Raw genomic sequence first — 15,645 nt, forward strand, 5'->3', positions numbered from 1 at the left:
GCTCTACATTACTTATCCATATTATTGACTGCCTTCCTCATTTCCTCATCTGTTAAATGTGTATAGATCATGGTTTTTTGTATTGAGGAATGTCCTAATTGGTTTTTCAATCTAGGCACATCATTGTTCTCTAAATGATAGCGCGTTGCAAATGAATGTCTTAGAGAATGCACGGTTAATGCTGGTTTTCCAAAAGCTGAAGCATACTTTTCGATTAGTTTTTCAATAGATCGCTGCGTTAAACGTCGGCTTTTTCCTTTACGACCTATGGAAGCTGCAATAAACAAAAAGCTTTCGTTTTTTTCTGGGATATATCTGGATTCTCTAATCTGCAGATAATTTTCTAAATCTAGTAACGCTTGCTTGCTGAAATACACGTATTGTTCTTTATTGCCTTTTCGTATAACACGCACCAAAGCTTTGTTCATATCTAAATCTTCAATGTTAATACCTGCTACCTCAGAGAGCCTAAGACCAGAACCTAAAATGAGGGAAACAATAGCTGTATCTCGTTCACGGTTAAATTGATGGAAATTGAAAATACGTTTATTCTCTTTATTGATTTCTCCGAAATCATGAGCTATAAACTGCCTAAATGACTCAAAATCGTCTTCTCTAAGAATTTTCCCATCCATACGATTGGCAATGGTTTCTTGGCTTTCTTTAATCACGTTTAAATCCATTTTGGCCATAACATTGCGCTGGATATATGGTTTTAAGTCATTTGTTTCAGCTTTGTTCTGTAAGTAATCAAATAAGGATTTTAGTGAGGACAATTTACGGTTGATGGTTAGCTTGGCATTGCCTAGTTGATACTCCAAAAAAGACAGGAAATTTTCCACTTCACGAATCGTTAGTTTCTCCAAAGTAGCTAATTTAATGTTTTTACGGCTATCTTCAGTAAAATTTTCTGCAACTAACCAATCAAAAAAAATAATATAGTCATGGCAATAGTTCAGAAGCGTTGTGGGAGAAAGTTTTCGTTTTCTACTATCAATAAATTCCGTAATAAACCACGGAAGATCAGACAATTTTTCATCGATTCGATTCATGTAATGCATTTTCATTTGTTTATCCATATATGTATAACCTCCGTAAATTATTATACTTCAGTTATAAATATTCGTCAAAATTATATTTTACGTAATTATCAAATGAGGTCACAGTAGGTCGAAATACTTCCAAGTAATTAAACTGGTCTCTTCCTTGGTTTAGGTACATTATTATTTTCCTTATGATGTCGCGTTGCAAACGAATACCTAAGAGAATGTACTGTTAGAGACCACCCAGCACCTTAAGTCCACAAACATCTTTGCTTATGGCTATTAACAAATTAATCCCTGACTCGAAAAAATGTTTTTTTGAATATTGTCGCGCCCACATATTCCAGTTCTTAGCATGTAAGCCTAGCCACCATAAATGACGGGCAAAAATTAAGAAACGTATTAGGCCTTCCTCCTCCTGGTTTAAAAAGCGTATAGAGGAGTACCCTGAAATAAGCTCTTTCCAAATTTCAGGGGTCCCCCCTCTCCCAAAAGTGCCCCAGATTGCAGTCGCTAGATCATATATTCTCCACTGCCAACCAACATCTTCAAAATCGATTATCACAGTTTGTCCAAGAGTTGTTTGTATTGCATTTAAGTGGTGTGCATCCCCATGTGAGCATCCAAATAAAGATTCATCGTTATACTTTTCTAATATTACAGCTATTGTGCTTGTTAGTCGTTCAGTCAATAAGAGACTTTCACAATCATTGTAAGAATTTCTTATTGCGTCCAATGAGTTATATAGTAACTCATTAATTGTAATATCTCGGAGCCAACTCGGCTTCTTCATCTTATCCCAAATATTGTGTATATGACCAATTGAAGTGCCTAGTGAGAAGAAATTGGATTTATTAATTTGTAGTGCATGACCTTCAACAAACTCATAAGCCCTTGCCATAAATGCCACTTCATTAATTTGTATTATATTATTCTCTTCTTTGAGGGGACGTGGTAAGGGAGCTCCTTCGCGAAATAGTGTTTGTATAGCAAGATATTCACGTTGTAATCTATCCAAAGAGTTGATAGGAAGAATCTTCAAAAGAAAATCTTCACGCGCTGTGATGGCTTTATATACATAACTTCTATTTAATGATAGTGGGAGTAATTCTTGAATTTTCATGTGTGGAAATATAGAATCAAGGTGAAATAACAATGTTTGAGTATTTGAATGATACTTCAATCCATTAACAACTCCATTCTATGACGTTCACAAATCCAAGGAAGTGTTGATACTCGTTGTAGCTGATTTGTACTTTCATGTAGCTTCGGTCCATTTCTCTTTAACTCTAATAAATCTAAATCGTAATTATCTGTTACAAAAGTTGAATTCTCAAAACCATCTTTAATGTTACCCAAAGAAAACTCTCTCAGCCCCACTAGTCCATAGCAAGGATAAATATAACCATCACCATCAATATATAATCTTAAATGATTTGCACACTGGTTAATTGGATTTTCTGGAATTGTGTTCCAAAAATTGCTTGTTTCACTTTTAATCGGATATATCGTAATGTCCATTGAATTAACAGATTCATAACTGAGAAACCCGTATTCCCGTAAAGTTGAAATCGAACCAATAATTCCGATTGGTCGGCGTAAATTTATTAATAATCTCATAAAGTCTTTAATTGATGTTAACTTTGCTAATACAAAGAGATTGTCTGTAGTTACTCCAACTGATGAGAGCAGCGAATCATCGCAAAGTGATTTTAGGTGAGTGTAGTTATGAAATAGCTCGACTATATCTAAGGTTATTGAAAATGCGAAACCATTATTAATACGACCCAACTGCGGTCCGCTTAAGCGAATTCCCTCTTTGCAGAAGCGCAAGTTGTCGCGGGTTCGATAGATCTGGTCGGCCAGCACCGCTTTGGGATAATAACCAAATCTGGCGCGGTAACGCTCTACGGCGTCCTGCAATGTCTGCCCTTCGTTGTAGCTATCCCACGACAGATGCTCGCGGAAAGCGTAGCCGTTCACCACGCTAATCGCCAGCTTCTCTCCGAACTCGACGTTTGCCCTGGCTTTGCCGCGCACGATCGGTCTGACATGTGGCTGTGCGATACTGACAATCCGATCCGATATGCTGTGTGTCCGCTTGTCATACATCGTTTGCTGCTGACGATAAAGCTCTTGAATGACCAGCAGTTCCTTGTACAAACGCCGCGGCAGGCCGCTCGTCATATCGGCGAGTTCGGCGATCATGCGCAGATCACGGGAAACGAACCTGAGCTGCTTGCCGATCGCTTTTCGTATCGCGCGCGGCTTCACGCGCCGCTGCTTGGCAACCGCCAGATAGGCTTTGCGGGCACGCTCTCGGTATGTTCTGGGCTTGCGGGTCTTTCCACGTTCCGGTTCGTGCAGGATGTCGATGATCTTCTCCAGCTTTTCTCTGGCCTGATTCAGTAACGACAAATCCGTCGGGTAGGCGATATCCGCCGGCGCGCAGGTAGCGTCCAGCAGCAGTTCGCCCTCGTTCGTCAGTTCCATCTGCTGTGGCTGCGTTTCTGAAGGCTTACCGGACGCTGCGTCAGTTCCGCTGCCAGGTTCATCGTCGTCCGATGAATCATCCGACACTTGCGCGCTTCTTCCAGAGCGATCCATTCATTCACTTCATCCAGAATTTCGCCACCCAATCGCTTGCGGAAATGCGTCATGAGAGAATGATGAAACGGACGGCGGTACCGATATTCCGGCAGACCGAGGAAGTACTGCAGATACGGGTTCTCCAGAATCTGACGAAGTGTCTCCCGATCATCGGTGCCAAGCCGCTCCTGGATGATGAGTGCGCCGAGCGCGATACGGATCGAAACGGCTTTTTGGCCCTTGAGGCTTTTCTTGAAGTTTTTCGCATACTTCTCTTCGAGCATCCACCACGGAATCATCTGGGCCAGCAGCACCCAGCGGTTATCTTCTGCGAGCTTTCCGCCGAACGGCAGAAAAAAGTCGACGGGCAGGTTCATCTGGTTCTCGGTTCGCTGATACAATCCTGACGCCTCCAAGTGCACGGTTTTTCACGGGGCTGCCCCGTTTTCCTTCGACATAAGAGGCCCTAAACCCTTGTGCCTGTTGGAGTTTTGATTCGTTCAGCAAGCCCTAGGTAAACCGTGTCCTATGGGCATCGGCGCACGTGTTTAGACTAAGATGCCGCGAGGCTCATTGTCAAGGCGAATACGTTGTTTACATGTCTTCGATGTACACGCCCTTGATAATCAAGGATTTTCTAAAAGCGAGTTGAGATAATTAACGAAAATATACGCTAAGTATTAAACGGATTAATGACCCTTTGGCGGCTCAAACATCATATTGTTTAACTGGTTCACAAAAATACCTTCGTTCGGGCCCGGGTTGTTTCGAAATACTTTCGCTTCTTCCACTAGAACCTCGTCCGCATCCGTACCAAGTACCTTCATCGTTTCATCAATGAATGATGCTAGTAGCATAGAGCTCGGATCGTTATTGAAATACGTTTGAACCCCTGGCGGCGCAATTTCCAGGATTTTCACCGATGTGTCTTTAAGCATGTACCGTTGGGATAGCGTATAGGAATGGAGCGCTGCTTTCGTCGTAATACAGAAACATGAAAATAATTCCAATAGGACGTAGGTTCTACTTTCTTGAAATTTTTGATTAGACTGGAAAGAGGCTAAGTCTACAGGTCATTAAAGTCAACCTAAAAACTTAGCCTCTTGATTTCATATTAAATTTTAAATAAACTTCAGTCTTCACATACCATTGTCTGCAAAGTCGATGAGACTACTATTTATTATTGCTGCTACATCCTTTTTGTAATCGTGTATAAAAAAATGATCCCCGTCAAACATATGAATTTTACAACTTTTGGACGTATAATCATGCCATTTTGCAACGTCAAAAATAGTGGCTCCCTTTTCTCTTTTTCCCCACAATACACTTATATCGCAGTCAAGCTTAGCGTTTTTTTCAATGTGCCTGTATGTGTCAGTAATTCTAAAATCCTCTCTGAGTATCGGTAAAAACAACTCCATTAATTCATTGCTTTTCAGAACCTCTTTGGGCGTGCCTCCCAGCTTAAATACCTCATCCACAAACTCCTTATCCGGCAAATCATAGAGTACCTTCTTCTTACTTACAAAACCCGGAGGATATCTGCCGGAAATAAACATATGGACAGGATATGGATGTCCGAGCTCCTTTATTCTATAGGCAAGTTCATATACAAGTACACTGCCCATACTGTGGCCAAACAACGCATAAGGTTGTTCTTCAAGGTTGCTTATGATAATACGGTGTATATCTTCAAGCGCTTCCTCAACACTTCCGTAAAACGGTTCACCAATCCTGCTGCCTCTTCCCGCAAGCTCAATCGGGAAAAGCTCAATCCTATCATGCAAGTATTGTTCCCAATATTTATATACTGCTGCAGAACCTCCTGCATACGGCAGACAAAACAATTTAATCTTATCCATTATATCTACCCCTTATATCTGAACTATTGGTTGATCTCTTCCAATATTTCTTTAATAATAGCCGCATTTTTATCTATATATCCTGTACTTAACATATCAAAATGACTGCCAAATCCGTTATATACTTTGAACTCTCCCGTTGTTGCCTCTCTCCATCCTTCACATAAATCAGCTTCACCTTCATTGTCTTGCTGCTGTGATATAATAAGATGGATATTGGAGTTTATCTGTCCCGAGTTTATAACACTTCTAGTGTATTTATGATAATTTCTCATTCTTTCAATGGCCTTTTCAATAACTGCCTGGTTATCTCCAAACATGCCTTTTATAAGTTTCTCATTTTCTTCTATAAATTCTTTATCCTGTTGCTCAGCAAGTTTCTTAGCATCTTCGCTTTCTTCCTCAATAAGGACAAATGATTTAGCCGAATCCAGAAAGATTATATCGGATACATGATGTCCAGTTTCAATTAATACTTTAGCAACTTCAAATGCCAGATTACCTCCTGCCGAGTAACCAAATAGAATATATGGGCCCTCGGGTTTGACAGAAGTAATTGCCTTCACATACTCCTCCATCCTGCTCTCATTTTCTATAAAGTCAAAGGAATATATGGAATAAGCATTCATTTGTTTTGATAAACTACCATAAGCTATTCCATTTCCTCCTCCTGGAGGGAATGCAAACATAAGACTCTCCATTGCTGAATTAAAATGAATTGCCGGACTTGGTGTAATATAATCATTGGCGTACGTATTGTGTATAAAACGGGCAATTTCCTTTATGGTTGGGGCCATATAAAAGTCTTTTAGTGGTACCTCAACATTTAACTGTTCATAAATTCTGCTTATAAGGGATATTGCCTTCAGTGAGTATCCTCCCAGTTCAAAGAAGTTATCATTCACACCAATTTTTTGTACTCCAAGGGCATCATGCCACAGCAGTGCAAGCTTCTCCTCAACTTCACCGCAAGGCTCTACATACTCTACTGATGTAGCTAAAGTACCGTCATTTTGGGGTAAATTATTCCGATCTATTTTGCCATTGGCTGTCAAAGGCAGCTTTTCCAGCTGAACAAAGTATTGTGGTATCATGTAATCGGGAAGTTCTTTTAAGAGAAGCGCCCTTAAATCTGATATTGTAGATTCACTTTCCCCTGCTATATAAGCACACAAATACTTGTTGCCCTCCTGGTCTGTCTTTGCAATTACCGCAGCTTCTTTTATTGAAGGATGCTTTAATAGCTGCACTTCTATTTCCCCAAGCTCTATCCTAAAGCCCCTAATCTTTACCTGATGGTCTACTCTGCCTATAAATTCGATGTTTCCGTCAGGAAGCCACCTTCCAAGATCACCGGTACGATACATTCTTTCTCCAGAGCTGAAAGGATTAGCTACAAATTTTTCCGTAGTCAATTCAAGTTTGTTCAAATAGCCTTTTGCCAGCCCATCTCCAGATATATATATTTCACCAGTTGTATTAACCGGTAAGATATTCATGTCTTCATTAAGTATATATATCTTATAATTCTGCAATGGCATACCTATAGGTATACTTGTTAGATTTCTCACCTTCTCACGGCTTAAATGGTAATAAGTTGAATCTACGCAGCATTCTGTTGGACCATAAACGTTTGTTATAGTAGGGTTATTATCTTTAAACCGATCATAGAAACCTTGTATACCTTTACATGAAAGTTCTTCCCCTCCGATAATAAACTGCATAACTGAAAGACTTTCGCCAGGCCTGGCAGTATCTGTTAAAAGATTTATATGTGCTGGTGTTCCGTCTGAAACAGCAATTGAATTCCTGTTATAGTACTTTAGAAGGCCCTCACCATCTAGCCTTGTATCCTCAGGAACTATAAACAGCGTATGGCCAAGGAGAGAAGCCGCAAATATTTGTTTTACAGATGCGTCAAAAAAGTAAGGGGACACAAGGGCAACATTTAAATAATTATCATAATTTTCATAGACAAGCTTTCTTAGTCCATAAACCAAGTTAACTACACTTCGATGCTCTATCATTGAACCCTTCGGAACTCCAGTAGATCCCGATGTATAAATGATATAAGCTAAGTCCTCTGGTTTATTTATTTTATCAAGGTTTTCAGCACTTCCAATGTATATTTCAGGGGAATCAAGCAGTAATATATTACCGTAAAACTCTGCTTTATCCGCTAAATGTGATTGCGTCAACAGCATAGTTGCATTACTATCTTCCAGTAATTTTTTTATTCTTAGTTCAGGAAGTTTGGTTGAAATTGGTAAATAGACACCTCCTGCTTTTAAAATTCCCAGTATTCCAACCTGCATATCTACGGATCTTTCTACCATTATTCCAACTATGCTGTTTTGCTTTACACCATTACTTCTTAGTGCTCTGGCAAGCTGATTTGCCTTTTCATTGAGCTGCCTGTAGGTTAATTGCTTGTCCTCAAACACTACAGCTACATTATCAGGTGTCCTTTCCACTTGGTCTTGGAACAGCTCATGTAGAGTCTTATCCCTAGGGTATTCTGCCTTTGTATCATTAAAACTATTTAGTATTTGCTGTTTTTCATCCTGAGATAGTATATTTATTTCGGACAGCATCTTTTCGGGGTAAGCTGTGATCTCTTCCAGTACATTGATGAAATGGACCCCAAGTTTTTCTATTGTCTCTTTCTTAAACAGACGAGTAGCATACTTTAACCCAAATACAATATTATTCTGGGTCTCTTGGGCGTTTAGGGTCAAATCAAATTTGGACGCCCTGAACTCATTATCATAGGGCATGAACCTTAGCCCATTCATCTTAAATTCTGATGCCTCTTTATTTTGCAAGACAAACATAGTATCAAACAGCGGATTTCTGCTCAAATCCCGCTTAATGCTAAGCTTCTCCACAAGTTCCTCAAATGGGTAATCCTGGTTTTCATAAGCCCTTAGAGCATTTTCTTTTACTACCATCAAAAACTCGCTGAAATTCTTTTTACCTTGAGGGTAATTCCTCATAGCTAGGGTATTGACAAACATGCCTATGATGTCCTGCAAATCTGTATGTGGCCTTCCTGCTATAGGGCTTCCAATTACGACATCTTCCTGTCCGGTGTATTTGAAAAGAAGCACATTGTATGAAGCTAGAAGCACCATATACAGTGTTGCTCCATGATCCACGGCAAGCTTGTTCAGTTTATGTGCAAGTTCCCGGCCTGTTTCAAAACTGACCATATCGCCTTCAAAACTCTGTATAGCCGGCCTTGGGTAGTCTACCGGCATATCAAGTACTGGTATTTCTCCCCTAAATGCCTGGAGCCAGTATTCTTCTTGTTTACTGATTGTGCCGTCAGCAAACAATTTATTCTGCCATACGGAATAGTCCTTGTACTGAATCTGAAGTGCTGGAAGATTCATTCCTTCATACAAGCTTATGAATTCTCTTACCAGTATTTCATCCGACACCCCGTCAGATATGATATGGTGTTTATCAAGCATCATGACATGCCTGTCTTCTCTAATTTTTACGAGCCCTGCTCTTAGTAAAGGAGCCTTGCCAAGGTCAAATGGCCTTATGAATTCATTTGCTGCTTCTGAGGCTTTTTCTTCGCCGGTTTCCATGTACATGATACTAAATTCCACCTCATCATGGACCTTCTGCACCGGTTCACCATCTACCATATGGAAGGAGGTCCGGAAAGCCTCATGCCTTTTTACCAGCTGATCTAAGGCTTTCTCAAAACGTTCTATATCAATACTGCCTTCTAACAACATAAACTCTGGCATATTGTATGCCACCCTTGCTCCTTCAAGCTGATTTAATATATACAGCCTTCTTTGGGAAGACGACATAGGATAGTATTCCATTTCTCCAGTGGGCTGGATAGATTGATAAATACTCTCTTGGGCTTCCTGGATGTACTTGGCAATTTCTGCAATTGTCGGCAGCTTGAATATCTCCTTAAGAGATATATTTACATTGAACTCTTTGTGAATTTTGGCTGCAAAGTTTATTGCTTTTAATGAGTGCCCCCCAAGCACAAAGAAATTATCATTTCTCCCTATTTTCTCAACCCCCAGGATATCCTGCCACAATTGTACAAGCTTCTCTTCCACTTCACCTGAAGGTGCTTCATACTCTACTCCAGTATTTAAATGAGCAGCAGGGTGGGGCAAGTTCTTCCGGTCTATCTTACCATTGGCTGTCAAAGGCATTTCATCCAGCTGCATGAAGTATGCCGGGATCATATACTCGGGCAATTCTTTTGAAAGGCATTCCCTTAGTTCAGTTATTGTCAGTTCATTTTCCCCAACGAAATATGCACACAGATCCTTGTTCTTCTGTTGGTCTTCCTTTACAATAACCACAGCTTCTTTTATTGAAGCATGTCTTAATAGCTGAGCCTCTATTTCTCCAAGTTCTATTCTAAATCCCCTTATCTTTACCTGGTGGTCCATCCTGCCTAAAAATTCTATATTCCCGTCAGGCAGCCATCTTGCCAAGTCCCCAGTACGATACATTCTTTCTCCCTTTATAAACGGGTTAGATACAAATCTTTCTGCAGTAAGCCCCGTCTTGTTTAAATAGCCTTTGGCAAGACCATCCCCAGATATATATAATTCCCCAGCGATACCTATAGGATTTACTTCTAATTTCTTACCAAGTATGCATGCTCTGGTGTTTGGCAAAGGACGGCCTATGGGGATATTATCCAATCTACTAAGCCCCGCCGCAGTAATCAAATATTCCGTAGAATCCACACAGCATTCGGTAGGACCATAAACATTTGTGATGCAAGGTTGCACATCCTCAAATCTGCTTAGGAAGTCTTTTACTGCATCAAATGGAAGAACATCTCCGCCTATAATAAAATGTCTCACTTTTAGGTTATTATCTATAGGAGGAGAATTTAACATCATATTTACGTGTATGGGCGTTCCATCCGAAATATCAATCCTATTTTCACTATAGAAGTCCAGCAGCTTTTTACCGTCTTTCCTTGCTTCCTCCGGTACAATGTACAATGCATGCCCCATTAGCAGTGCTGCGAAAATCTGCTGCACCGAAGCATCAAAAACATAAGGGGCAATGAGGCAAACATTCAACGGTGATTCATATTTGCTATATATTCTCTGGAACAGACCCTCTACCAGGTTTAATACACTCTTATTATCAATGCAAACACCTTTAGGGTTTCCCGTTGAGCCAGAGGTATAGATGATGTACGCTGTATCACCAGGCTTATTTATACATTTTATATTCACATCGTTTATAAAATTATAATCATAATCAGATAAATCAATAATCTCACCATCGAAATCATCACGATCCATAAGATGATTTTGGGTGAGTAAAATTTTGGCCTTGCTGTCCTCCATCATATACCTTTTTCTTTCCAATGGATAATTAGGATCTACAGGAAGGTACGCCCCCCCAGCCTTGATTACTGACATTATACCTATAACCATTTCAGGCGAGCGGTCCACCATTATGCCTACAATATCATCAGGCTTTACTCCCTTTTCTCTTAATGCCCTGGCCAATTGGTTTGCCTTTTGATTCAGTTCTCGGTAGGTTAATTGTTTACCTTCAAAAACCACTGCAATATGATCAGGAGTCTTTTTCACTTGCTCCTCAAACATTTGGTGTATGGTTTTATCCAGGGGATATTCGAGAGCAGTATCGTTAAAGCTGTATAATACTTGCTGTTTTTCTTCCTGTGATAACATTTCGATTTCATAAAGCCTTTTTTCGGGGTATGCTGCAATTTCTTCCAGCAAATTGATGTAATGAGCCCCAAGTCTTTCAACTGTTTCTTTCTTAAACAGTCTTGTACAGTATTCGAGTTCAAAGGCTATACCATCCTCAGTCTCAAATGCATTTAAGGTGATGTCAAATTTTGATATTCTGCCTTCTATCCCTTTGTTGTACGGCTTGAAGCTTAGATCAGACGTTATGAGCTCTGCTTTTCCAACATTGTATATGGCAAACATGGTATCAAAGAGGGGATTCCTGCTCATATCCCTCCTTATGTCCAGCTTATCCACTAATTCTTCAAACTGATAGTCCTGATTGTCGTATGCTTTCAAAGCATTTTCTTTAACTTCTTTCAAGAATTCAATAAAAGTCTTTTCTCCTTGCGGGTGGTTTCTCATGGCCAGAGTGTTTACAAACATACCTATGATGTCTTGAAGGTCAGCATGAGGCCTTCCAGCTATAGGACTTCCCACAATAATATCTTCCTGTCCAGTGTATCTAGATAACAGCACATTGTATGCAGCAAGAAGCGTCATATATAATGTAGCTCCATTGTCTGATCCAAGCTTGTTAAGTCTAACCGCAAGCTCGCTATCAGCTTCAAAGCTGATGTAGTCTCCTTCAAAGCTTTGTACTGCGGGTCTTGGGTAGTCGGTGGATAAATCCAGCACAGGGATCTCTCCCTGAAAGGTCTGGAGCCAGAATTCCTCCTGCTTACTTATGGCAGCTCCTGCAAACAATTCCCTCTGCCAAACTGAGTAGTCCTTGTACTGTATACGCAGTGGAGGAAGTATTTTCCCTTCATATAAGCTTATAAACTCTCTTACCAGTATGTCGTTGGACACTCCATCCGATATGATATGATGCATGTCAAACACCATAATATGTCTGGCTTCTCCAATCTTTACAAGTCCAACTCTTAATAGTGGAGCCTTTCCAAGGTCAAAGGGCCTTATGAATTTCTCCACTATTTCGGGAACCTTCTCTTCACTGGTTTCCAGGTACATGATACTTAGGTCCGCCTTGTCATGGACTTTCTGAGACAGCTCTTCCTCGATCATATGGAAGGAGGTTCGAAAGCTCTCATGCCTTTCTATCAGACTATGAAAAGCCTGCTCAAAACGTGCTTTATCAACAGTACCTTCCAGCAATATTATGCCAGGTATATTGTAGGCGATTCCAGCTCCTTCAAGCTGGTTTAATATATATAGTCTTTTCTGGGCGGATGACATGGGATAATATTCCATATCCCCAGCACGTTGAATGGACTGATATAGGCTCTCCTTTGAGTCTTCAATGTAGCTGGCAATTTCTAAGATGGTTGGTGTCTTGAATATTTCCTTAAGAGGTATGTCTACATTGAACTCTTTGTGAATTCTTGCTACAAGGCTTGTTGCCTTTAACGAGTGTCCTCCGAGCATAAAGAAGTTATCATTTCTTCCTACCTTCTCTATTCCAAGGATGTCCTGCCACAGCAGCGCAAGCCTTTCCTCCACTTCACCTGAAGGCGCTGCATACTCTGTTCCTGTATTTATTCTTCCATCAGGCAGCGGCAGCGCCTTTCTGTCCAATTTTCCATTTATGGTTAACGGTACTTTTGCTATCCTCATAAAATAGGATGGAATCATATAATCGGGCAGCTCTTTAGATATAAGCTCCCTTATTTCGGTCACTGTCACTTCTCGGTCAGACACTATATAAGCGCAAAGATACCTGCCTACACTTGAATCCTCCCGGTCAATGACCACCGCCTCATTTATATCAGCATGCTTCAAAAGGGCTGCTTCTATTTCCTCAAGCTCGATTCTATACCCTCTTATTTTAACCTGGTGGTCTTTTCTGCCGGCAAATGCAATATTCCCGTCAGGAAGCCACTTTGCAAGATCTCCTGTTTTATACATCAGTTCTCCAGGCATAAATGGGTTCGGTACAAACTTTTCCCTGGTAAGTTCCGGTTTTTTCAAGTATCCTCTCGCCAATCCTGCCCCGGAAACACAGAGTTCACCCTCAACACCTATGGGCTTAAGATTATTGTTTTCATCAACTATAAACACCCGGGTATTGGTAATAGGTTTACCAATAGGTACCGACTTATCGGCCGTCTCACAATCATCTGCTTTCCATACCGTTGCACATACGGTTGTCTCAGTAGGTCCATAAGCATTTATATATGAAATCCTGTTGCTCCATTTCTTTAAAAGTTCGGGAGTGGAAGCCGAACCTGCTGCAATTACCTTCTTTAAGGAAGTTACTTTTTCCGGGTCCAGATTTGCCAGATACGGAGGTGGTAAAGTAGCAATAGTTATCTCATTTTCATTTAGGTATTCTTCAAATCTTCGATAGTCATTGATAATATCGCTTGAAGATATATATAGTGTTGCTCCTGCCAATAGTCCCATAAATATTTCCCAAACTGCAGCGTCGAATGAAATTGATGCAAATTGAATAATCCTATCGCTTTCACTTACATTTAAGCGGGTCTTGAAAAACGCCTCCAGATTTGCTACCCCTTTATGTTCTACCATAACCCCTTTAGGTTTTCCTGTAGACCCAGATGTATAAATGATATATGCCAAATTTTGCGGTGAACATACCACTTCCAGGTTCATAGGGTTTCCGGCATAAAGGCTTTCATCTTCTATGTCTATATACTTCCCGTAAAACTCCACTTTCTCCAGGAATTGCTTTTGGGAAATCAGCACCCCTATCTCGCTGTCCTCGAGTAAATATTCGATTCTTGCCTTAGGGTAGTCAGGATCTATAGGCATATATGCCCCTCCGGCTTTAAGTATGCCAAATATACCTATGACCATCTCCAGTGAGCGTTCTACCATAATACCCACTATGCTGTCTGGTTTAACTCCCTTATCCCTCAACACTCTTGCAAGCTGATTTGACTTCTCATTGAGTTCCCTATAGGTTAGCTGCTTACCCTCAAACACCACTGCCGCATTGTCAGGTGTCTTCACCGCTTGTTCCTCAAATAGTTGGTGAATGGTCTTTTCCCTGTGGTATTCCTCCGTTGTATTATTGAAGCAGTGTACTATTTCTTTCTTTTCCACTTCGGTGAGTATATCAATATTCCTAATATGCATATCGGGATTATCGGTTACAATTTCTATTACCGACTGAAAATGTCCCTTGATTTTTTCTATGAAATTACCATCATATACCAGTGAGTTGTAACTGAATTTAATAGATAATTCCTTACCGCCATCAACGAGTATCCCAAAATCATAATTCGTCTGCTCGAATATTTCCATTCCAACTACATTTAAAATGCCATTACTGGATGAAGCATTAACCGCTTCATCCATAGGGTAATTTTCAAAAGCCATGACATGATGTATCAAGGCATCTTTCAAGCATGTTTTTGACTGCACATCCGCCAGAGGATAGAAACTGTACCGGTCAGATTCAAGCACCGATTGCTGCATCTCTTTGATCAGTTCGGTAAAAGTTTTATCCTCATCACAACTCACCCTTACTGCAACGGTATTTATAAATAAACCCACCATGCTCTCAATTCCCTGTATTTCATGAGGCCTTCCCGATACCACCTCACCAAACACCACATCATCGGTATTGTTATACCGCTGTAATAATATCCCCCATATGGTCTTTATAATGGTACTCATGGTTGTATTGTTTTTGGCTGCAAACTTCTCAAGATCGCTAGTTATTTGTTCAGATATTTTAAACTCCGTTTCTTCAATCCTGAAATCATCACTTGCAGACCTGCCGTTTTGGGGAAGGACTGTCTGATGCTCGTAACCTTTAAGATAGGTTTCCCAGTAATCTGCGGCCTCGTTCTGATTTCTGCCTTCCAACCATTTGATATAGCGGCTGTAAGGATATACCTTTCCTGACTCCGGCTCCCGGCTATTCATCAGGGCTTCATAGTTTTCCATAAATTCTCTAAATATATTTGCGAGACTCCACCCATCAATAATGATGTGATGAAAGCTCCATACCATGTTATAAGATTGGTAGCCTGTTTTAATTACACTTAATCTTGTTAAAATATCCCTTGATAAGTCAAAGCCCTTTTTTCTGTCTTTAACCCTGTATTCTTCTATATACCTATCCCTTAGTTCTTCGGCAAGGGAGGTAATATCCTCATAGCTGACAGACAGCTTTCTTTCCTTCATGACTACTTGTAAGGGCTTGGCTACATTTTCATACAAAAAAATTGTTCTCAAAGCGTCATACTTTTCAATAATGATATTAACGCTCTTTTCAACACAATCAATGTCCAGGATGCCTTTTATAGAAAGTGATATCTGCTCAAAGTAGGCGTCTGAATTTTTATCCATCATATAGTGGTACAATATCCCTTGCTGCATAGGAGTGAGCCGGTACATATCTTTTATGTTTTGTTTCTTCAAATCACTCATAAGTACTCCTCCTTAAAT

At 40.3% G+C, this 15,645-nt stretch carries 5 protein-coding genes and 1 pseudogene; all 6 read right to left on the minus strand.

The window, feature by feature from the left end:
* Nucleotides 1-8 precede the first annotated feature (8 nt).
* The gene (xerS, locus tag ACM1ND_RS13335) at nt 9-1,079 is read right to left on the minus strand and encodes a tyrosine recombinase XerS (RefSeq protein WP_418027960.1); all 1,071 of its coding nucleotides are present in this window, start codon (nt 1,077-1,079) and stop codon (nt 9-11) included.
* Between the two features lie 196 nt (nt 1,080-1,275).
* On the minus strand, nt 1,276-2,226 hold the full coding sequence (locus tag ACM1ND_RS13340; protein WP_418027962.1) for a phosphotransferase enzyme family protein: 951 nt from the start codon (nt 2,224-2,226) through the stop codon (nt 1,276-1,278).
* Nucleotides 2,227-2,825: 599 nt separating this feature from the next.
* Nucleotides 2,826-4,033, minus strand: a pseudogene (locus tag ACM1ND_RS13345) (IS5 family transposase); the annotation flags it as partial.
* 288 nt (nt 4,034-4,321) lie between these two features.
* Entirely contained in the window at nt 4,322-4,552 is a 231-nt protein-coding gene (locus tag ACM1ND_RS13350; RefSeq protein ID WP_029515035.1) for a hypothetical protein, read from the minus strand.
* Nucleotides 4,553-4,771: 219 nt separating this feature from the next.
* A complete protein-coding gene (locus ACM1ND_RS13355) occupies nt 4,772-5,494 on the minus strand; it encodes a thioesterase II family protein (protein ID WP_023988771.1) in 723 nt (240 codons plus the stop codon).
* A gap of 23 nt (nt 5,495-5,517) precedes the next feature.
* Nucleotides 5,518-15,627 carry an amino acid adenylation domain-containing protein gene (locus ACM1ND_RS13360; RefSeq protein WP_418027964.1) on the minus strand — a complete coding sequence of 3,370 codons (10,110 nt, stop codon included), beginning with the start codon at nt 15,625-15,627 and terminating at the stop codon, nt 5,518-5,520.
* Nucleotides 15,628-15,645: the final 18 nt, after the last annotated feature.

Origin of the sequence: Paenibacillus sp. JJ1722, from assembly GCF_048282685.1 — a bacterium.
In the GTDB taxonomy this organism is placed as follows: Bacteria; Bacillota; Bacilli; order Paenibacillales; family Paenibacillaceae; genus Paenibacillus; species Paenibacillus polymyxa_B.